The following is a 19,761-nucleotide window of genomic DNA, read 5'->3' as shown; positions in this document are numbered from 1 at the left end:
CACCCATAACGGGGAAAGGAAGTTACGTGCTCGACGTCAACTTCTTCGATGAACTTCGCATTGGCCTCGCCACTGCGGACGACATCCGTCAGTGGTCCTACGGTGAGGTCAAAAAGCCGGAGACTATCAACTACCGCACGCTCAAGCCCGAGAAGGACGGCCTCTTCTGCGAGAAGATCTTCGGCCCCACTCGGGACTGGGAGTGCTACTGCGGTAAGTACAAGCGTGTCCGGTTCAAGGGCATCATCTGTGAGCGTTGTGGCGTCGAGGTCACTCGCGCCAAGGTGCGTCGTGAGCGCATGGGGCACATCGAACTCGCCGCTCCCGTCACGCACATCTGGTACTTCAAGGGTGTGCCGTCACGTCTCGGTTACCTGCTCGACCTGGCTCCGAAGGATCTCGAAAAGATCATCTACTTCGCTGCCTACGTCATCACGACGGTCGACGACGAGCTCCGTCACAACGAGCTGTCGACCCTCGAGGCCGAGATGGAGGTCGAGAAGAAGTCGGTCGCCGATCAGCGTGACGCCGACCTCGAAGCTCGTGCGCAGAAGCTCGAAGCCGACATCGCCGAGCTCGAAGCAGAGGGTGCCAAGTCGGACGTACGTCGCAAGGTGAAGGACGGCGGCGAGCGCGAAATGCGTCAGCTGCGCGACCGTTCGCAGCGCGAGCTGGATCGTCTGGAAGAGATCTGGACTACGTTCACAAAACTGACCCCGAAGCAGCTCATCGTCGACGAGCTCATCTACCGCGAGCTCATCGACCGGTACGGCGAGTACTTCACCGGTGCCATGGGTGCCGAGTCGATCCAGAAGCTCATGCAGACCTTCGACATCGACGCCGAGGCAGAGTCGTTGCGCGAGACCATTCGTAGCGGCAAGGGCCAGAAGAAGCTTCGCGCGCTCAAGCGTCTGAAGGTCGTCGCGGCCTTCCAGAACAACCGCAACTCGCCGATGGGCATGGTTCTCGACGCTGTTCCGGTCATCCCACCGGAGCTTCGCCCGATGGTTCAGCTCGACGGTGGACGTTTCGCGACGTCCGACCTCAACGACCTGTACCGCCGTGTCATCAACCGCAACAACCGCCTCAAGCGACTGATCGATCTCGGTGCTCCCGAGATCATCGTCAACAACGAGAAGCGGATGCTGCAGGAGTCGGTCGACGCACTGTTCGACAACGGCCGTCGTGGACGTCCGGTCACCGGACCGGGTAACCGTCCGCTCAAGTCGCTGTCCGACTTGCTCAAGGGCAAGCAGGGTCGCTTCCGCCAGAACCTCCTCGGTAAGCGCGTCGACTACTCGGGTCGTTCCGTGATCGTCGTCGGTCCTCAGCTCAAGCTGCACCAGTGTGGTCTGCCGAAGCTGATGGCACTCGAGCTGTTCAAGCCGTTCGTGATGAAGCGCCTGGTGGATCTGAACCACGCGCAGAACATCAAGTCGGCCAAGCGCATGGTCGAGCGTCAGCGTCCGCAGGTGTGGGATGTCCTCGAAGAGGTCATCGCCGAGCATCCAGTGCTGCTGAACCGTGCACCTACCCTGCACCGGTTGGGCATCCAGGCGTTCGAGCCACAGCTCGTCGAGGGCAAGGCAATCCAGCTGCATCCGCTCGTGTGTGAGGCGTTCAACGCCGACTTCGACGGTGACCAGATGGCTGTCCACCTGCCGCTGTCGGCAGAGGCTCAGGCCGAGGCACGCATCTTGATGCTGTCCTCGAACAACATCCTCTCGCCTGCGTCGGGTCGTCCGCTCGCCATGCCGCGTCTGGACATGGTCACGGGTCTGTTCCACCTGACTCGTCTCGACGACGGTGCCATCGGTGAACGTGCCGACGCCAAGACGGACCATGCCGAGTTCGGTGCGTACTCCAGCCCGGCCGAGGCCCAGATGGCCGTCGACCGCGGTTCGCTCACCGTGCAGTCGCAGATCAAGGTTCGGTTGACGCTGCAGCGTCCGCCGCGCGACATCGAGACCGAGCGTTTCCCCGACGGTTGGCGTCGTGGCGAGTCTTGGATCGCGGAAACGACATTGGGACGCGTTCTCTTCAACGAGCTGCTGCCGGCGGACTACCCGTTCGTCAACGAGCAGATGCCGAAGAAGCGTCAGGCGACGATCATCAACGATCTCGCCGAGCGTTACCCGATGATCGTTGTTGCGCAGACCGTCGACAAGCTGAAGGACGCAGGCTTCTACTGGGCCACGCGTTCGGGTGTCACGATCTCCATCTCCGACGTCCTCGTGCCGCCGGAGAAGCCGGCGATCATGGAGACCTTCGAGGCTCAGGCCGATCAGATCGAGAAGAAGTACCAGCGTGGCGCACTCGACAAGGTCGAGCGCAACTCTGCACTGGTCAAGATCTGGCAGGACGCGACCGAGCAGGTCGGTAAGGCCATGGAGGCGCACTTCCCCGACGACAACCCCATCCCGATGATCGTGAAGTCCGGCGCAGCCGGAAACATGACTCAGGTGCGGTCGCTCGCCGGCATGAAGGGCCTGGTGACCAACCCGAAGGGTGAGTTCATCCCGCGTCCGATCAAGTCTTCCTTCAAGGAAGGCCTGACGGTTCTCGAGTACTTCATCAACACGCACGGTGCTCGTAAGGGTCTGGCGGATACGGCACTTCGTACCGCCGACTCGGGTTACCTGACCCGTCGTCTCGTCGACGTTTCGCAGGATGTCATCGTTCGGGAAACCGACTGTGGCACCGAGCGCGGCATCAACACGACCATCGCCGAGAAGCTCGCCGATGGCACGATGATCCGCGACGCTCACGTCGAGACCAGCACGTACGCCCGTACATTGGCGAGCGATGCTGTCGACGCGAACGGCACGGTCATCGTCGCTCGTGGACATGACCTCGGCGATCCGGCCATCGACGCGTTGCTCGAAGCGGGCGTCACGTCGGTCAAGGTTCGCTCGGTCCTGACCTGCACCACCGGTACCGGCGTCTGCGCCACTTGCTACGGCCGTTCGATGGCCACGGGCAAGTTGGTCGACATCGGTGAGGCCGTCGGTATCGTCGCCGCACAGTCGATCGGTGAGCCCGGTACTCAGCTGACCATGCGTACCTTCCACCAGGGTGGTGTCGCCGGAGATGACATCACCGGTGGTCTGCCTCGCGTGCAGGAGCTGTTCGAGGCACGTGTGCCGAAGGGCAAGGCTCCGATCGCGGACGTGTCGGGTCGTATCCAGCTCGAGGACGGCGATCGTTTCTACAAGATCACCATCGTCCCGGACGACGGCGGTGAGGAGGTTGTCTACGACAAGCTCTCCAAGCGTCAGCGTCTGCGTGCTTTCAAGCACGACGACGGCACCGAGCGACTTCTGTCGGACGGTGACCACGTCGAGGTCGGCCAGCAGCTCATGGAAGGTGCTGCCGATCCGCACGAGGTTCTGCGCGTGATGGGTCCTCGTCAGGTTCAGATCCACCTGGTGAACGAGGTCCAGGAGGTGTACCGGTCGCAGGGTGTGTCGATTCACGACAAGCACATCGAGACGATCGTGCGCCAGATGCTCCGTCGTGTCACGATCATCGACTCCGGCTCCACCGAATTCCTGCCCGGTTCTCTTACCGAGCGCAGCGAATTCGAGGCGTCGAACCGTCGCGTCGTGTCCGAAGGTGGCGAGCCCGCAGCCGGACGTCCGGTCCTGATGGGTATCACCAAGGCCTCGCTGGCAACCGATTCGTGGCTGTCTGCAGCGTCCTTCCAGGAGACCACTCGTGTGCTCACCGATGCGGCTATCAACTGCCGTAGCGACAAGCTCATAGGTCTGAAGGAGAACGTCATCATCGGAAAGCTCATCCCGGCTGGTACCGGCATCAACCGGTACCGGAACATCCAGGTGCAGCCGACCGAAGAGGCGCGTGCCGCGGCATACGCGGTGCCGTCGTACGACGATCAGTACTACAGCCCGGATGGCTTCGGAGCCAACACCGGCGCAGCAGTGCCGCTCGACGACTACGGCTTCTCCAACGAGTACCGCTAGGCGTTTCTGCTAGAAGACGAAAGCCCCGCACTCCGACTTCGGTCGGGAGGCGGGGCTTTTTTCGTGCGATAAAACAACCAAGCCCCGCACTCCGACTTCGGTCGGGAGGCGGGGCTTTCTTCGTGCGACAAAACAACCAAGTCCCGCACTCCGACTTCGGTCGGGAGGCGGGGCTTTTTTCGTGCGATAGAACAACCAAGCCCCGCACCCATTTTCCTGGGTGCGGGGCTGTTCCGTGAGTTGACGAATTCGGTTCGCGAACTCTGCTGACGGGTGGCGCTGGGACTCGCACCTACCGCCCGTCGGCAATCACTTTCGCGATGTTGCGTTCGGCGAGCGCGGTGATGGTGAGAGAGGGGTTGGCTGCGCCGGTACTACCGGGGATCAGGGCGCCGTCGACGACGTAGAGTCCGTCGTGCCCTTTGACGCGTCCGTACGAGTCGGTGACGTCGCCGAGGACCGCACCACCGAGCGGGTGGGCGGTGAAGGTGTCGTCGACGTCGCGGGTGAACGGCTCCGCGGAGACTACGGTGCCGCCGGCCTGAGCCATCTTGTTCTGCACTGCGCGTAGTGCTTCGACGGTGTCACGGCTGCCGCCTTTGGGCCAGTTCAGCGTCATCGAGTCGGTGGCGGCGTTGTAATGGAAGTCTGCCCGGAGTGGGTCGATCGTCATGCCGAGCGAGCCGATGAAGCCGAGGTCCGTGGGTACGCCTGGGACATACCAGTTCTCGACGGTGAGGGGGAGTCCGGAATCGTCGACGATTCGGGATGCGCACGGTGCGCCCTGCGGTACGCCTGCAGCAGGTCCGAGCGATCGCGTCATCGAGGCGTCGCCGTTGGTGCCCCAACCACGACCGACGAACTCGTTCAGATTGCCCAAGGTGCCGGTGGCCTGCGCACGCACGAGAAGCTCTGTGGTGCCGATGGATCCGGCTCCGAGAACGAGTTTGTCGCAGGTGAGCGTGCGAGTTTCGAGAACATTGCCTACCGCGTCGAGGCGTCGTACCTCGACGCGGTAGCGGCCGCCGGATTCAGTGCCGATCGAGGCGACTTCGTGGCTGTGGCAGACGGTTGCCCGTCCGGTGTTCTCGGCCTGCGGGATGTAGTTCTGGGTCAGGTCGTGCTTGGCGCCGTTCGAGTTTCCGAAGGTGCTTGCTCCGACGGTTGCGGACGGGCGGGACCGTCCGGTCATCTCATCGCGCAGAACGTTCCAGTTCCAGTTGCCGTCGACTCGTTCGGGTTGGTAGCCGGCGCGTCGGGCGTGGTCGTCCCAGGTTCGAGAGTGCGCGAAATTTGCGCTGTTGTAGATGTCGTCGGGCATCTGCGACGGCATCAGCATTGATCGGGCCTTGGGGTACCAGGTTCCGGCCATGTCGTCGTAGCTGAGCCTGCCGCCGAAGGAGAGGTCGAAGAATCGGCGTTCCGGTGCGATCGTGACGCCGGTGTAGACGATGGATCCTCCGCCGACAGCTGCGCCGCGCCAGACGGAAAGGTTCTCGAATCGGGTGGTGTCGAGTACGCCGCCGAACCTGTCCACGGGCCCGACGGGTAGGCCGGTGATGTTGGTGAACGAGTCTTGTTGCCACAGGCCACGGCCGTCGGCGGTCATGTCGGCGGTGAAGATCTCGCGCCATGGGTCCCTCGGCCAGCGCAGACCGCGTTCGAGGACGGTGACCTGACTACCGGCCTGCGCGAGGCGTAGCGCGGCCGCGCTGGCTCCGAAGCCGGAACCGATGACGATGACCGACGAGTGCTCCGGCGGTCGTGGCGGGTCGGCGAAGATTTCTGGGACGAGTGACCGGATCGAGCCGAGGCCGATCGGGATCGCGTGTGCTCGGGTTCCGGAAAGAAGTGGAGGTGCGGTAAGCCCAACGAGCCCTGCTGCTGCCAGTTGAAGGAGTTGCCTGCGTTTCACGTGTATTTGTCCCCTGAAGTCGATCGCGGCTCGTCGGCCATTGTTCCTCATTACGGGGCTTAAAAGCGACTGGTCTTTCGGATTACGTGAGATTTACCAGACGCAGCCCTGGGTGAGCAGGTGTTGCCAGCTCCTCCACAGGTGTGGCTGAAAGACTGGCGCGAATGATCATCGTTCTGGGGGCCGTATTCGTTGCGGTCGCGTTGCTGGGCATCGCCGCGCATATTGTCGATTCGACGGGTCAGTTCATGCTCGTTGCGGCCGCGCTTGCTCGTCTTCTCATGGTGGCGGCCGTTCCGGGTGCTGTGCTTCTCGGTGTGGGTGTCGGGTGGTGGGGCGTCGCGTTCGGGTCGTTGGTTGTCGTGGTTGCTCTCTCGACTCAGTTCCCTCTGGTTCGGTCGCGGTTTCGCAAGCCCAACACTCAGGGCACACGGTTCGGTGTGCTCAGTGCCAACATTCTGCTCGGTGAGGCTGATGCGGGTGCTGTGGTGGCTGCGGTCGATGCTCACTCGCCCGATGTGCTGACCGTTGTCGAGTTGACTCCTTCGGCGCACGAGGGGCTCGTTGCGGCGGGGATTCTCGAGCGCCTTCCGTACACGTTCGTCAGCGCGGCGTCGGGTGGAAACGGGACAGGCATCTATTCGCGATATCCCATCAGTGACGAGACTCGGCACGATGGCTACATCACCGAATTACTTTCGGCACGTGTGCAGGTTCCTGACGGTCCGTGGCCGCTGGTGTTTGCGGTGCACCCGGTGCCGCCGTGGCCACGGAACCCGTCGGAGTGGGTGCGCGAACTTGCCGCGCTCGGGCAGTTGATGGACAAGATCCCGCTCGACGACGGCCCAGTGGTGGTGTCGGGGGATTTCAATGCGACGTTCGACCACAAGCGGTACCGAGACTTGCTGAGCAATCGTTACCGCGACGCGGCGATGGAGGTCGGCGCTGGTCACTTGGCTACGTATTCTGCGGACGCGTGGTATCCGCCGTTGATAGCGATCGACCACATTCTTGTCAGCGACGCCGCGGTGATCGATGTGGGAGTCGTCGAACTTCCCGGCTCCGATCACCGCGGCATCCGCGCGGACTTGCTGCTACGCGCGCCCTGAGGCCGTCAGTCTTTGTGGGCGTAGTCCGGGAGTTCTTGGACTGCCCATTTGTTTCCGTCGGGATCGGCGAAGAACACGAACTTGCCCCATCCCAGGTCGACGACGGGGTCGACGTCGAGGCCTGCCGCGATGAGGTGCTCGCGCGCTTGTTCGGCGCTGGCGACGACGACCTGCATGCCCTCGACGCTCCCCGGTGCGGCAGTGGTGATGCCTTCACCGATGGCGATGGAGCAGGCGGATCCGGGTGGGGTCAATTGTACGAAGCGGATTTCGTCCGTTGGCCGCTCGTCGTGGTCTGCGTTGAATCCGATCTTGACGTAGAAGTCCTTGGCTCGGTCGACGTCGCTCACCGGGATCATGACGAGTTCGAGTTTGATGTCCATGTTTCGTTCGCTCCCTTTCGTTGTGGTGACAGCAAGCCTGCCAAGTATTGCGGACAGTTTCGGTCCGCGAGTCGAGTTTTCGTTCGGTGAACACTGCTGGCCAGAGAAATATGCACGACCGATCGGCTGTTGACGCTGGTGTGCTTCTGTCCATACTCGATCGCTCCCGCACGAGGACAGGCTTCGACGACGCTTCCGCTCCGACCGGGTCGATCGAGCGTGCTGTCCACGCCGAACAGCTTGGCTACCACCGGTTCTGGGTGGCAGAGCATCATGGCGTTCCCGGTATTGCCAGTGGTGCCCCGTCGGTGTTGCTTGCGGCAATCGGCGCGCACACCTCGCGGATCCGGCTCGGTTCCGGCGGCGTCATGTTGCCGAACCATCAGCCGTTCGTCGTCGCCGAGCAGTTCGCACTGCTCGCCGCTCTCTACCCGGGGCGTGTGGACGTGGGTCTCGGGCGCTCGCTCGGCTTCACCGAGCCTGTCCGCCGCGCGCTCCGAACCGGTCGCGAGGAAGCGGATACATTCGCCGACGATCTGGCCGAACTGTCGAGATTTCTCGACGGGACGGGCCCGGTGACGGTCAGGCCGGCGGTGCCTGCCCCGCCGATGTACGTCCTGGCGACAGGGAAGGGGTTGGCGATAGCAGCGAAAGCTGGGTTGCCCGTGGTGGTCGGCGGTCCGATTCTCTGGGGTGACGGTGCCGAGATCGCTGCCTATCGACGTCAGTTCCGTGCCACCGAGCTCTTCCCGACCCCCCGCGTCATCGTCTCGCTCGACATCATGATCGCGGACTCGGCAGCCCGTGCTCGCGAGTTGATGCTGCCCGAGGCCTGGGCAATGGCTCAATCGAGGAACACCGGAGAGTTTCCACCGCTCGTTCCGATCCGAGAAATCGATCTCGACGCCGTGCCCACTCGAACGAGGGAGCGAGTGGAACGTTCGATCGATTCATCGGTGCACGGCACGGCCCACGAGGTTGCCATTCGGCTCGAGGAGTTGATCGAGCGCACCGACGCCGACGAGATTTTGGCGTCGACTTCGACCTACGACCGAACTGCGCTGGCAGTCGCCGACGCCGAATTATGGAAGCTGTTTGCTCCTTCGCTGTCGACTCGAGCCATCGCCGAGTGAAGGTGTTGCGCAGTACAGTGAAGAACGAGACGAATCAGTCACCGGAGAGGTCGTCATGGCAGGCAAGAAGCTGGACAGAGTTCATGCACAATCCGCGCTCGAGACAGTGCGTGAGAACCCGCTGATCGCGGTGATCGCTGCGGCGCCTGCCTTGGTCGTTTTCGGGCTCGTGTGGTGGCTCGCCGGGTTCGGAACCGCAGTGGTTCTACTTCTCGCGATCGGCGTCGTCGGCCTGGTCGTCGCCAAGTTGCGCAGCTAGTCCGTCGTTTCTCGGGGCACATGGAACTGCGTGAGCGAGGCCATGCCCGGCCCGAGATCGGCCCACGGCGCTGCAGTGGTCAGCACGGCGATAGCTGATGTCGGAAACTTCACGTTGATGGCATCGATTGCCGAGGACTCGTTTTTCGACGCCAGTTCCAGTGCCGTCCAGGGTATTCCGGGTGCGTGTCCAACGATGAGCAGGGTCGAAACGGCAGCTTCGGTCAGCGCGATTTCCTCGAAAATTTCTTCGGGGGAGCCGCCGTAGATCCGTTGTTCGAATCTCACCGGCGCATCGATGCCCGTCGCGATCAAGGTTTCTCGGGTGCGGGTGGCAGTGGAGCAAATGACGGCGTCGATGTTGCCGACGTTCTCGGCTATCCAGCGGCCTGCGAGTGTTGCCTCGCGCCGACCACGATCTGCGAGGGGGCGATCGTGATCCGGCGTCCCTTCCGGGTAGCCGGATTTACCATGTCGCATGAGTACGAGGGTGCGCAGTTCGGCCATCGATCCACCGTATCGGGCCGGGGCCACCACATCCATATGCTTGCGCAGCGGAGGTCGCGATGCAGACCACAGGGTGCGCACCTGCTACCTTGAACGCCGTTCAAGTTTGCGCTCACAAGGAGTCGTCATGGCAGGTCTCGAAGGTGCACAGAGCTCGGCAGCGTCCAGTTCCGAAGCAGTGTCCGGTTCCAAGGTAAGGATCTCGGCACGGGACATGGCGCAGATCGCCGTCTTCGCCGCGCTGCTGGCCGCCCTGGGACTCCCCGGCGCAATCACGGTGGGTTTCAGTGGCGTTCCCATCACGCTCCAAACCCTCGGCGTCATCCTCGCCGGTGCGATCCTCGGTGCCCGCAAGGGCACGGCGGCCGTCGTGGTGTTCATCGCGCTGACTCTCATCGGTCTGCCTCTGCTGTCCGGTGGTCGCACCGGTCTTACAGCACTCGCGGGCCCCAGCGCCGGATATCTCATCGGGTGGATCCCGGCGGCGTTCGTCATCGGCCTGCTGACGGCCCGCATCCTCCCGAAATATCCGATAGCACTCGGTCTCGCGATCAACGCCCTCGGCGCGATCGTGATCATCTACATTTTCGGCACGATCGGCCTGTTGCTGCGCACCGACATCGGCGTGTGGGGCGCGATCTCCACCAACTTCGCATTCATCCCTGGTGACCTGGTCAAGGTCGTCATCGGCGCCGTGGTCGCCAAAAGTGTGCACCGAGCGTATCCCGGTTTGATTCGTTCGTGAGTCTGCTTCTGGGCGGGCGCGGGTCTTCGCTCGCGATCGACTGGAACGGGCGAGCCCTCACCTACCAACAGCTCGACGCCGCCGTCGAAAAATGGCCCGAGTCTCGGATGCACGACGCGTCGGAGTTGGACCTTCCCGATGCCCTGATCTGCGTGTTCGCCGCAGCGAGTCAGGGAGCAACGGTGCGAGTGGAGAATCCGGACGCCAGGCCGGTCCACGGGAACGTGGATCCCGACGCGTTCCTGCTCGTTGCGACTTCGGGTTCGACCGGCAGGCCGCGCGCGCTGGCTCGTACTGCTGCGTCGTGGACCGACAGCTTCGCCGAGTTCACCTCGATTGCCGGCATCACCGCTGCTGATCGAGTGTTGGTCACCGGTCCGTTGCACGCCACGATGCACTTGTTCGCGGCCGTTCATGCTCTGTGGATCGGTGCCTGTGTCACAGACGACAGCGGGAGTGCGACGGTGGCTCATGCCGTCCCAGCGGTCCTTCGCGATCTCCTCGATCGAGCACCGGCGCTTCGCCTCGCCGTCGTGGCCGGTACGGCTCTGGATGCGGGAGCGCAGGAACGCGCGCACGGTATCGACCTCGTCGAGTACTACGGGGCGGCGGAGCTGTCCTTGGTCGCTGCGCGTCGGGTGCCTGAACCGTTGACTTTGCTCGCTGGCCTCGAAGCGGAGGTTCGCGACGGGCTTCTGTTCGTGCGGTCGCCGTATCGGGTCCTCGGAGCTCCGGAGTGGTTCGGTGTCGGAGACCTGGCCGAGCTCGGGCCGAATCGGCAGCTCGTCGTACGCGGGCGCGGTGATGCCGCGGTCAACGTGGGCGGAACTACGGTGATCGCGGAGGACGTCGAGTTGGTGCTGGATTCGATCGATGGTGTTCGAGCTTCGGCTGTCGTCGGAACGCCGCATTCGGTGCTCGGTGCGACGGTGACTGCCGTTGTGGAGCTTCACGACGGGGCGGACGTGGATTCCGTCAAAGCCGAGGCCCGCGGACGCTTGTTTCGTGAAGCCGTGCCCAGGCGCTGGATCGTCGTCCCCGCTCTGCCTCGCACCGGTAGCGGCAAGATCGCCCGTGCGCGGGTGACAGACTCGATCTCATGACCTCCGCTCCAGTTCTCGTCGCTCCGTGGCGGACCCCGATCGGTACAGCCGGTCACGGGTTTGCCGATCTGACGACGACCGACCTCGCTGCTCCGGTGTTGCGGGCAGTGTTGGCGTCGTTGCGTGAATCGGGGTGCGAGGACGCAGTGGACGACGTGGTTCTCGGCAATTGTCTCGGGCCTGGTGGCGATCCGGCCCGTATTGCAGCGCTGAGCGCCGGCCTCGGCGTCGAGGTGCCGGGGGTGACGGTCGATCGGCAGTGCGGTTCGGGGCTCGAAGCGGTGATGCAGGCCGCGATGCGGGTGCGCAGCGGTGACGAGAGCGTGATCCTTGCGGGCGGAGTCGAATCGGCGAGTACCGCACCGTGGCGGTTCTGGCCACCGCAGGCGGGGTCGGAACCAGTTCGCTACACCCGTGCGCCCTTTGCACCCGACGGCTTCGAGGACCCGGACATGGGCGTCGCTGCCGACGATCTTGCTCGCCTTCGAGGTATCGACCGTGTTCGCCTGGACGGGTATGCCGCACGGTCACATCGGCTTGCCGCCGAATCCGATTTCACTTCCGAGATCGTGCCGGTCGCCGGGATCGAGCGAGATCAGCGCATCAGATCGAATATGACCGCCGAACGGCTGGCGCGGCTTCGCCCGAGTTTCTCGCCGTCGGGTACCGGTACGGCCGGTAACTCGTGCGGGATCTCCGATGGCGCAGCGGCGCTCGCAGTCACCACCGAATCGCGTGCGAAAGGCCTTCCAGCGCTGCGTGTTCTGGGCGCGGCCGTCGCCGGCTCGGATCCGGCGTTGCCCGGCCTCGGGCCGGTTCCCGCTATCGAGAAGGTGTTGCGTCGAACGGGCGTCGCCCTGTCCGACGTGGGAGTCGTGGAGATCACCGAGGCTTTCGCGTCGGTGGTACTCGCGGTGTCGGACGAACTGGGGCTGGATGAGAACCTACTGTGCCCGCAGGGTGGCGCCATAGCGATGGGTCATCCGTGGGGGGCATCGGGCGCAATTCTGTTGGTGCGCATGGCATCTCAGATGCTGGCTGACGGCGGCCCCGAGTTGGGGCTGGCTGCGTGCGCCATCGGCGGCGGACAAGGGATTGCGATGATCGTGGAGCGTGCGTGGTGAGTGAAGTTGTGTTCGAGGGTGTCAAGCATGCGTTCGGTGATCGTGAGGTGTTGCGCGGCATCGACCTTCGGTTCAGTGAGCGGCGTGTGGGGATCATCGGTTCCAACGGCTCGGGTAAGTCGACGCTGGCTCGGATGATCAACGGCCTGTTGGCGCCGACGTCGGGAACGGTGACCGTCGACGGTGTGGACGCATCCAAGAAGGGCGCGCAGGTCCGTAAGAAGGTCGGCTTCGTCTTCACCGATCCCGATACTCAGATCGTCATGCCTACTGTTTCGGAGGATCTCGCGTTCTCGCTGCGCCGTTCGGGACTGAGCAAGGCAGAGATCGCTGAACGTGTGCACGAGATCCTGGTGCGATTCCGTCTCGACCGCCACGCAGAGCATCCGTCCCATCTGTTGTCCGGCGGGCAGAAACAGCTCCTGGCGATCGGAGCCGTCCTCATCCGGCGCCCCGAGGTCGTCATTGCCGACGAGCCGACGACGCTCCTCGATCTGCGCAATGCCCGCGTCGTCGCCGAGGCACTCGATTCGATGGATCAGCAAGTGATCGTCGTGACGCATCATTTGGCGCTGCTGGACAGCTTCGAGCGCGTCATCGTCATCGACGACGGGCTCGTCGCGTTCGACGGCGCCCCGAAGGATGCGGTTCCGGCATATCGGGAACTCGTCGAATGATCGGCCTGTATCGGCCGGGGACGTCGTTCCTGCACCGATTGCCTGCGTGGGTGAAGCTGCTCCTGCTCATCATCTCGATCGTCACCGCGACCGTCGTGGTCCGAACACCGATTCAGGTCGGGATCGTCGCTGCACTGGTCGCGGCACTGTTCCTTCTTGCTCGGATACCTGTGAAAGTTGCTCTCGCCCAACTGCGCCCGATCATCTGGATGCTGCTGATCATCGGCGTCTTCCAGGTGATCATCACCTCTCCCGCTCGTGCTGTCGTGGTGTGCGGCGTTCTGCTGATCTCGGTGGCATTGGCCGCGCTGGTCACGCTCACCACACGCGTGACCGACATGCTCGACACCGTCACCCGCGCTCTGGGGCCGCTACGCAGATTCGGCGTCGACCCCGACCGGATCGGCCTCATGCTCGCCCTGGCCATCAGGTGCATTCCCATTCTCGCGACGATCGTGCACGAGGTCGCCGAGGCACGGAAAGCGCGGGGCCTGCAATGGTCCATGACTGCGCTCGTGACGCCCGTCCTCGTCCGTGCGCTGCGAACCGCGGACGCGATGGGCGATGCTCTCGTCGCGCGGGGCGTCGACGATGACTGAGGTCCTCCAGTGAGCGAACTACTGACCGGTCGGATCGCGCAGTATATCCGCGACAAACCTTCCTCGCTTGCCGTCGTCGACAGTGGAGGCGCAGTGACGTACGGCGAGTTCGGTGAGCTGGTCACAGCCGCGGCGGCCGGCATGTCGGGAATGCGAAGAGTGGCTGTGCTCCCGACGTCGGACATCGGATCGCTCGTAGCCGTGACAGCGGCGATGTCGTCGGGAATCGGTGTGGTGCTTCTGCATCGTCACTTGCTGCCCGAGCAGTTCGCGCGCGTGCTGTCTCTGACGCGACCCGATGTCGTTCTGGCAGCACCGAATCAGCATGCGCGGTTGCGGAGGATGGGCGCCGCGGCCCCGACGTCTGTCGACAGCATCCAGGTCCAGGGTGTTCTGGCGCATGGCGCTGCCGACGAAGACAGTGAACTTCTCATCGGAATCACCTCGGGCACGACGGGGGAACCCAAACTGTTCGTCCGCGATCAACGATCCTGGGCCCGTACCCTCGACCGTTCCGACTCGACCTTCGACATCCGCGCGGGTGACCGCGTGGCGACGCCGGGCGTACTCGACCACACGCACTTTCTCTACGGTGCGCTGCACGGACTCACCCGCGGCGCGATCGTCGACGTCCGACCGGTGGACAGTTCGCTTTCCAGCGGCGCGACACACCTGTATTCGGTGCCGACAATTGCCTGGGATGTGGTCCGGTCCGGAATCGGCCCGGTGCCGAGTGTGCGCGAAGTGCTGTCCAGCGCGGCGCGGTGGCCGTCCTCAGGCAGATCGGCGCTGCAGGAAGCACTCCCGAATGCCTCGCTCGTGCACTTCTACGGAGCGTCGGAGTTGAGTTTCGTCTCCTTCGACCGCGGTATCGACCCGGGACCGGGGACATTGTTCGACGGCGTCGACATCGAGATCAGGGATTCGGAGATCAGGGATTCGATCGTCCACGTGCGCAGCGACATGCTGTTCGACGGCTACCTGACCGAGGATGGTGTGACCGGCGGCCCCGTCGACGGGTGGATGACCGTGGGGGACCGAGGGAGACTCGGGAGCGGTGAAAACCTGTCGGGCGGTGAAAACTTGGCGAGCGGTGAAAACTTGGCGGGCGGTGAAAATCCGGCGGGCGGTGGGAATCTGGGGGACATGGGGAGTCTCGAGGGAAGGCAGTTGACGTTACTCGGCAGGGACACCGACATTCTGATTCGTGCGGGTTTGAATGTGGAGTTGGCTCCCATCGAGTCCGCGCTCACCGCGATTCCTGGCATTGTGGAGGCAGCGTGCGTCGGAGTCCCGGACGTTCGTATGGGGGAAGTTCCAGCGGTGGTGATCGTGGAAGGTGCGAACCCGCCGTCCACCGCCGAGATCTGGCGGCACCTGCGTCGAGAGCTACCGAGCCCTAGTATTCCGGTGCAGATTCTGACGCTCGAGCAGTTGCCGCGGACGCCGCGGGGTAAGGTCGATCGTCAGGAGATCGGGGCAATTTTCGCGACCGTCCGTACTGCGCCGTCGACGACGAACCAGACTGTCAGCGAACCACTTTCGTAACGGTGCCGAATGTCGACCTGTTCTTTGCCGAGAACCGGATACAAGTACTCGATGACGGCCCGGTGTCGTCCGGCGACGAGATCGGGGTAGTCGACCAGGAACTCCTCGACGGCATGCCAGTATGCCGCGTTGTTGACGTGATCGAACGAGTCGATATCGGTGGCACGCAACGGAAACTGGATATCGGTGTCCGACTCGTGCGGCACCGGCTCGGTGAGCCATGCCTTCCATTTGAGTCGATGTTGATCGGTGGTGCGTGCAAGCATGTCGAGGGCATCGTCGCTGATCCGTGTCGGCATACCGGTCTTCGCGCTGATGCTGATCCAGAAACCCTCGGTTTCGATGGAGCCGCCTTTGCCGGTCGACATCGAGACCCGCATGTTGGACCAACGCGTCGACATCGATGAACACCAGCGCCGCAGATGGATGTGGTCGGGGAACGGTACTGGTTCATGGACGTCGATGACCGTACGCCGAACGATCCAGAATGGATCGGTGAGGCCGAGGGGTGTCGCTGCAAGATTGTCCGACCCGATGTCCTGCAGATAGCGCGCGATGCCGTCGAAACGCAAGCGGCCGGCTGGGGCGACATCACCGGTACGTACCGGCCAATCGGTTTCGAACCCTTCGCCTTCGGCAGGTAGTGGTGCCAGGGCGTCGTCGAAGCCCGCTGGCTCTACGGTTCCGGCATTGTCCACGTGTGTCGCTCCTTGTTACCGGTGGGTTCGTTTCTCGAATCGAACCTACCCGGTGCGGGTCAGAGAACTCGACGAGCCTTCATCCCGTCGAAGACCGGAGCGACGCGGACGACATCGCCGGTGGTGGGGGCGTGGACCATCTGACCATTGCCGATGTAGATGGCCACGTGCCCCGGCCCACCGGATTGCCAGTTCCCGAACAGTAGATCCCCGGGCTGAGCCAGCGGCAACGGAATCTCGGTGCCGACACCCCATTGGGTCTCCGAGGTTCGGGGGAGCGTCACCGCGCCACCGGAGGCCTTGTACACCGCGTACGACGTCAAGCCCGAGCAGTCGAACCCCCCACCGGACGGCCCGTTGATGTTGCCGCCGCCCCACACGTACGGCAGGCCGAGGTAGTCCATGGCGAGTTGCACTGCTCGTCCGCCGATACCGGCAATATCGATGCCGGCGAACGGCGTCAGGATCGCGGCGAACTGCATTTCAGTCGCGCGAATCTTGGCAACGTACGGCTTCGTCTGGTTCTCGTAATCGGGTGTTCCCGACGGCATTCCGCCGGACTTGAGGACCGCGCCTGCGCCGGCGTTGTAGCCGGCGATGGTCAGGTCGAGACTGTCGCCCTTGACCAATCCGGCCGACTTCCACTTCTCGACTTGACTGTTGATGTCGCAGAGCAGGTTTCCCGACGCCATGACCGAATCGGCGATGCCGTTGATGTCGGCTACGCCGTCGCCGTCGGCATCTTTGCCGTAGGTGCGCCAGGTGGCGGGCATGAACTGGCCGGGTCCGCGGGCACCGGACACCGATACCGGTGAGGTCGGTCCGTGCCGGAATCCGTTCTCAGCTGCGTACAACGCGGCGATCGTCGGTGCTTTGACTCCGCCACAGATCGATCCTGCGCGGGTCAGCCACGGAACGAACGCGGTGATCGCTCCTATCGGTGACAGCGAGACCCCGGTGAAAGTCGCAGGTAGACCGGGGAACAGCGCCCGCCTGAGTGCTTCGGCGGCAGGCATGAACGCAGTTTGGTTGGTGATCTGCCCGAGTGAGTACGTCAATCCGCCGAATTGGACCGATCCTGCGTTGGTGGGAAACACCGAGGGCGCAAAGGCGCTTGGCGTAGTGGTCGTATCGGTTGTCGTCGAGATCGCGGCGGCAACAGGCGCTGGAACGTCGGCAACGGGAGCGGTTTCCAGCTTGGCGGGTTCTGCTGGCTTCGGGGGCAACATCGGTTCGGCTGCATCTTCGATGGCCGTCGCTGCGTTGTCGAGGGCAGTGCCCGCGACATCGGCTGCCGGCGCGGGCAATGTACCGAGCAGGTCATCGAGTTGCTTCTGCAACGTTGGACCGGTGTCCTCCGCGGCCGCCGCGACGCTGTGGGCGCCGTCTTTGACCTGTGGGGGAAGGTCTGTCGCTGCCACCGCTCCTGCAGCGGACACGATTACGGCAACGATGACTGCGATTGGATCGCCTGCCATGTAACAACTCCTGGTGCTCGAGCTCTCCCCGACGTTCCATGTCAACCCATTCATGTGAGGTGACTCACACATCATGCACGTTGGGACCGATTCGCGGAGCGAAATAGAACACGTTCTAGTGGGTGGCGACAAAAAATCACCCCTGACGCACACTTCACACCGACCCGAGCTGGTGTTCCGCGTAGGTTGGCGGTGAGAAATCACTACCGACAATTCCGAGCAGGGGAGCGAAAGATCATCGACAAATACGTGCTGTCGCCCGAGACCGTGTGGGACCCCGGTGCGCAGCTACTGTCGCAGTGCGTAGTCGTGGAGAACGCCGACCGCACGCTGTATCTGTCCGGCCAGACATCGATCACCGCAGATGGTCGGTTCGCGGGCATCGGAGATGTCTCGGCTCAGATCCGGCTGGCGTTCGAGAACATTCGGCTCATTCTCGACGCGGCCGGCGGTACCTTGGCCAACGTCGTCAAACTGACCGTGTACTTCACCGACCTCGGTGACTTGGACACGTACACCGGCATTTTGGGCGAGCTGTTCGTCGAGAGCAGGCCTGCGCAGACCGTTGTCGAAATCAGCAGGCTCGCGATGGACGAGTTGCTGATCGAGATCGATGCGATCGCGGTGCTCTAGACGAGCGTCGACCAGTAGTCGGAGAACTCGATTCCGATCGCTGCGATGACGATTGCGTACCAGATCGCCAAGATCGTCCAGCGCCATTCGAGGAGAACTCGGGTGATGGTGCCTGCGTGTTCGCGGTCGACCAGTTGGGACAGCGAGACTATGAAGATCGGTATCGTCACCGCCCACACGACCATGCAGTACGGGCACAGCGCATGGATCTCGTAGAGGCTCTGGTAGATCAGCCAATGCACGAACACCACACCGAGTGCCGTGCCGGTGCTGAGACCGAGCCAATACCAGTGCGGCAGTGCGATTCGGCCGAACGTCAGAATTCCCGTCATCAGCACCACGGTGAAGGCCACGATCCCGATGATCGGGTTGGGGAACCCGAACAACGCGGCCTGCTCGGTCGTCATGACCGAACCGCAGGACAGTACCGGATTGAGATTGCAGGACGGCACGTATGCGCTGTCTTCGAGCAATTTGATTCGCTCGATAGTCAGGGTCAGGGCCCCGAGGAGACCGAGAAAGCCGCCGATCGTGAGGACCCAGGCGGTGGCTCTACTCGCTCTCACTTCGCAGCCATCACTGTGCAGCGGTGATCGCGGCGCGCAAACCGTCCGGAGTCGGGTTCGACACGACGGTCCCGTTGACGGAGACGGTCGGTGTGCTCGAGATGCCCTCGTCGAGCGCGGCCTTCGTCTGGCTCGTCACGTAATCGGTGTAGGTGCCGTCGGTGATGCAGCTCGACAGCTCCGGGCTTTCGATGCCTGCCTGCCGGGCGATGGCTACGAGTTCGTCGTCGCTCAGGCCTGCTCCGCCCTCGGTGGGCTGCTGATCGAACATCGCCTTGTGCCAGGCAGGCCACGCGGAGGAGTCGGCTTCGGCGACGCACAGGCTCGCGTTCGCGGCGCGCGTGGAGTAATTGGTCGAGGACATGCGGTCGAGGATCGCGATCGGCCGGTAGTCGACGGCAATGGTGTTGTCCGCGACCAGTTCGGCGAGAGTGTCTCCGCTGATCGACTCGAACTGCTTGCACGCCGGGCACTGAAAGTCCTCGACGACGCTGACGACGACGGCAGCATTCGGATCACCGATTCGGATCGCCCCGTTGTCCTGAGTCGACGAGGGGGCTGCGGCCGGTGCGTCGGAATCGGAGTTCTTCGATGCGATGGAAAATCCGATGACGGCAATCAAGGCGACGAGTACGACGGCGATTCCGATCTGAATCAACGTGCGTCGCTTCTTGTCTTTTCCTTGCATGGCAGCTGTGGCAGCCTGTGCCTTCTTCTTGCTTTCGTTGCTCACTGCAGATCCCTTGCTCGCCCGACCAATGAAGTCCGGGACAATCATAGGCGGGTAAACCTGAGGTCAGGCTGAGCGCTGGACTGTCAGGTCAGCGAGATGATTCGTTCGACGGCGAATCCGTAGCCCGCCACTCCGAGGCCGGCGATGACGCCGCTGGCTATGGGAGATACGAACGAGTGGTGACGGAATTCCTCGCGAGCGTGCACATTGCTGATGTGCACCTCGATGATGGGGACTTCGGGGATGACGAGTGCGTCGCGCAATGCCACGGATGTGTGCGTCAGACCGCCGGGATTGATGACGATTCCCGACGCGGTACCGCGTGCCTGGTGTATCCAGTCGATGAGCTGTCCCTCGTGATTGGACTGCTCGGCGCGGATGGTTCGACCGTGTGCTGCGGCGGTCTTCTCACACAGTGCGACGACGTCGGCGAGGGTTTCGTGGCCGTACACCTCGGGTTGGCGAGTGCCGAGCATGTTCAGGTTCGGTCCGTTGAGCACGAGGATGTGTCCTTGGGCTGCGCTCGAGTCGCCGACCATGTGATCGCTCACTTTCATTCAGGGCGCGTA

Annotated in this window: 19 protein-coding genes; 11 read left to right on the top strand and 8 right to left on the bottom strand. The window is 63.3% G+C overall.

Annotated features, from left to right (window positions below; all coding sequences use genetic code 11):
• The first annotated feature begins 26 nt into the window (after positions 1-26).
• The gene (locus BJD99_RS07240) at positions 27-3,983 is read left to right on the top strand and encodes a DNA-directed RNA polymerase subunit beta' (RefSeq protein ID WP_084346125.1); all 3,957 of its coding nucleotides are present in this window, start codon (positions 27-29) and stop codon (positions 3,981-3,983) included.
• Positions 3,984-4,275: 292 nt separating this feature from the next.
• On the opposite strand, the gene BJD99_RS07235 is transcribed toward BJD99_RS07240, so the two are convergent.
• Positions 4,276-5,898, bottom strand: coding sequence for a GMC oxidoreductase (locus BJD99_RS07235; RefSeq protein ID WP_084346124.1), 1,623 nt, complete (start codon positions 5,896-5,898; stop codon positions 4,276-4,278).
• A gap of 164 nt (positions 5,899-6,062) precedes the next feature.
• On the opposite strand from BJD99_RS07235, the gene BJD99_RS07230 reads away from it, so the two are divergent.
• Positions 6,063-7,007: an endonuclease/exonuclease/phosphatase family protein gene (locus BJD99_RS07230; RefSeq protein WP_084346123.1), complete on the top strand. Its 945-nt coding sequence runs from the start codon at positions 6,063-6,065 to the stop codon at positions 7,005-7,007.
• A gap of 5 nt (positions 7,008-7,012) precedes the next feature.
• Here the strand turns inward: BJD99_RS07230 and BJD99_RS07225 are convergent, their stop codons facing one another.
• Positions 7,013-7,390, bottom strand: coding sequence for a VOC family protein (locus tag BJD99_RS07225; protein ID WP_084346122.1), 378 nt, complete (start codon positions 7,388-7,390; stop codon positions 7,013-7,015).
• Between the two features lie 110 nt (positions 7,391-7,500).
• Between BJD99_RS07225 and BJD99_RS07220 the strand changes: the two genes are divergently transcribed.
• Together BJD99_RS07220 and BJD99_RS07215 are read left to right on the top strand one after the other, a co-directional pair.
• Complete coding sequence (locus BJD99_RS07220; protein WP_084346121.1) at positions 7,501-8,523, top strand: MsnO8 family LLM class oxidoreductase; 1,023 nt, start codon at positions 7,501-7,503, stop codon at positions 8,521-8,523.
• 55 nt (positions 8,524-8,578) lie between these two features.
• Positions 8,579-8,782: a hypothetical protein gene (locus tag BJD99_RS07215; RefSeq protein WP_084346120.1), complete on the top strand. Its 204-nt coding sequence runs from the start codon at positions 8,579-8,581 to the stop codon at positions 8,780-8,782.
• On the opposite strand, the gene BJD99_RS07210 is transcribed toward BJD99_RS07215, so the two are convergent.
• Entirely contained in the window at positions 8,779-9,288 is a 510-nt protein-coding gene (locus BJD99_RS07210) for a histidine phosphatase family protein (protein WP_084346372.1), read from the bottom strand. The genes BJD99_RS07215 and BJD99_RS07210 overlap by 4 nt on opposite strands.
• Positions 9,289-9,502: 214 nt before the next feature.
• On the opposite strand from BJD99_RS07210, the gene BJD99_RS07205 reads away from it, so the two are divergent.
• From BJD99_RS07205 to BJD99_RS07180, 6 genes are read left to right on the top strand one after another with little or no spacing between them, the layout of a single operon-like run.
• Positions 9,503-10,033, top strand: coding sequence for a biotin transporter BioY (locus tag BJD99_RS07205; protein WP_088942907.1), 531 nt, complete (start codon positions 9,503-9,505; stop codon positions 10,031-10,033).
• Entirely contained in the window at positions 10,030-11,136 is a 1,107-nt protein-coding gene (locus tag BJD99_RS07200) for an AMP-binding protein (protein ID WP_179142226.1), read from the top strand. Before BJD99_RS07205 ends, BJD99_RS07200 begins: the two co-directional genes overlap by 4 nt.
• Complete coding sequence (locus tag BJD99_RS07195) at positions 11,133-12,260, top strand: thiolase family protein (protein WP_084346118.1); 1,128 nt, start codon at positions 11,133-11,135, stop codon at positions 12,258-12,260. The genes BJD99_RS07200 and BJD99_RS07195 overlap by 4 nt, the downstream gene beginning before the upstream one ends.
• A complete protein-coding gene (locus tag BJD99_RS07190) occupies positions 12,257-12,937 on the top strand; it encodes an energy-coupling factor ABC transporter ATP-binding protein (protein ID WP_084346117.1) in 681 nt (226 codons plus the stop codon). Before BJD99_RS07195 ends, BJD99_RS07190 begins: the two co-directional genes overlap by 4 nt.
• Positions 12,934-13,536 (top strand): energy-coupling factor transporter transmembrane protein EcfT, encoded by a 603-nt coding sequence (locus BJD99_RS07185; RefSeq protein WP_084346116.1) that lies wholly within the window; start codon positions 12,934-12,936, stop codon positions 13,534-13,536. Before BJD99_RS07190 ends, BJD99_RS07185 begins: the two co-directional genes overlap by 4 nt.
• Before the next feature lie 9 nt (positions 13,537-13,545).
• Positions 13,546-15,084, top strand: coding sequence for an AMP-binding protein (locus BJD99_RS07180; RefSeq protein WP_084346115.1), 1,539 nt, complete (start codon positions 13,546-13,548; stop codon positions 15,082-15,084).
• Here BJD99_RS07180 and BJD99_RS07175 read toward each other — a convergent pair.
• Together BJD99_RS07175 and BJD99_RS07170 are read right to left on the bottom strand one after the other, a co-directional pair.
• Positions 15,003-15,782, bottom strand: coding sequence for an acyl-[acyl-carrier-protein] thioesterase (locus BJD99_RS07175; protein ID WP_084346114.1), 780 nt, complete (start codon positions 15,780-15,782; stop codon positions 15,003-15,005). The genes BJD99_RS07180 and BJD99_RS07175 overlap by 82 nt on opposite strands.
• Before the next feature lie 59 nt (positions 15,783-15,841).
• Positions 15,842-17,260, bottom strand: a complete 1,419-nt coding sequence (locus BJD99_RS07170; protein WP_084346113.1) for an NlpC/P60 family protein — start codon at positions 17,258-17,260, stop codon at positions 15,842-15,844.
• Positions 17,261-17,452: 192 nt separating this feature from the next.
• Here BJD99_RS07170 and BJD99_RS07165 point away from each other — a divergent pair, with 192 nt between their 5' ends.
• Entirely contained in the window at positions 17,453-17,893 is a 441-nt protein-coding gene (locus BJD99_RS07165) for a RidA family protein (RefSeq protein ID WP_256895535.1), read from the top strand.
• Here the strand turns inward: BJD99_RS07165 and BJD99_RS07160 are convergent.
• The 3 genes from BJD99_RS07160 to aroQ all read right to left on the bottom strand — a co-directional run bounded on the left by BJD99_RS07160 (position 17,890) and on the right by aroQ (position 19,749).
• Positions 17,890-18,459 (bottom strand): vitamin K epoxide reductase family protein, encoded by a 570-nt coding sequence (locus BJD99_RS07160; protein WP_084346112.1) that lies wholly within the window; start codon positions 18,457-18,459, stop codon positions 17,890-17,892. The genes BJD99_RS07165 and BJD99_RS07160 overlap by 4 nt on opposite strands.
• Positions 18,460-18,469: 10 nt before the next feature.
• A complete protein-coding gene (locus tag BJD99_RS07155; RefSeq protein WP_256895534.1) occupies positions 18,470-19,192 on the bottom strand; it encodes a thioredoxin domain-containing protein in 723 nt (240 codons plus the stop codon).
• Between the two features lie 83 nt (positions 19,193-19,275).
• The gene (aroQ, locus tag BJD99_RS07150; RefSeq protein WP_256895533.1) at positions 19,276-19,749 is read right to left on the bottom strand and encodes a type II 3-dehydroquinate dehydratase; all 474 of its coding nucleotides are present in this window, start codon (positions 19,747-19,749) and stop codon (positions 19,276-19,278) included.
• Positions 19,750-19,761: the final 12 nt, after the last annotated feature.

The sequence above is a fragment of the Rhodococcus sp. 1163 genome (assembly GCF_002091985.1).
Taxonomy (GTDB): domain Bacteria; phylum Actinomycetota; class Actinomycetes; order Mycobacteriales; family Mycobacteriaceae; genus Rhodococcoides.
This window is presented reverse-complemented; position numbering and strand designations above follow the sequence as displayed.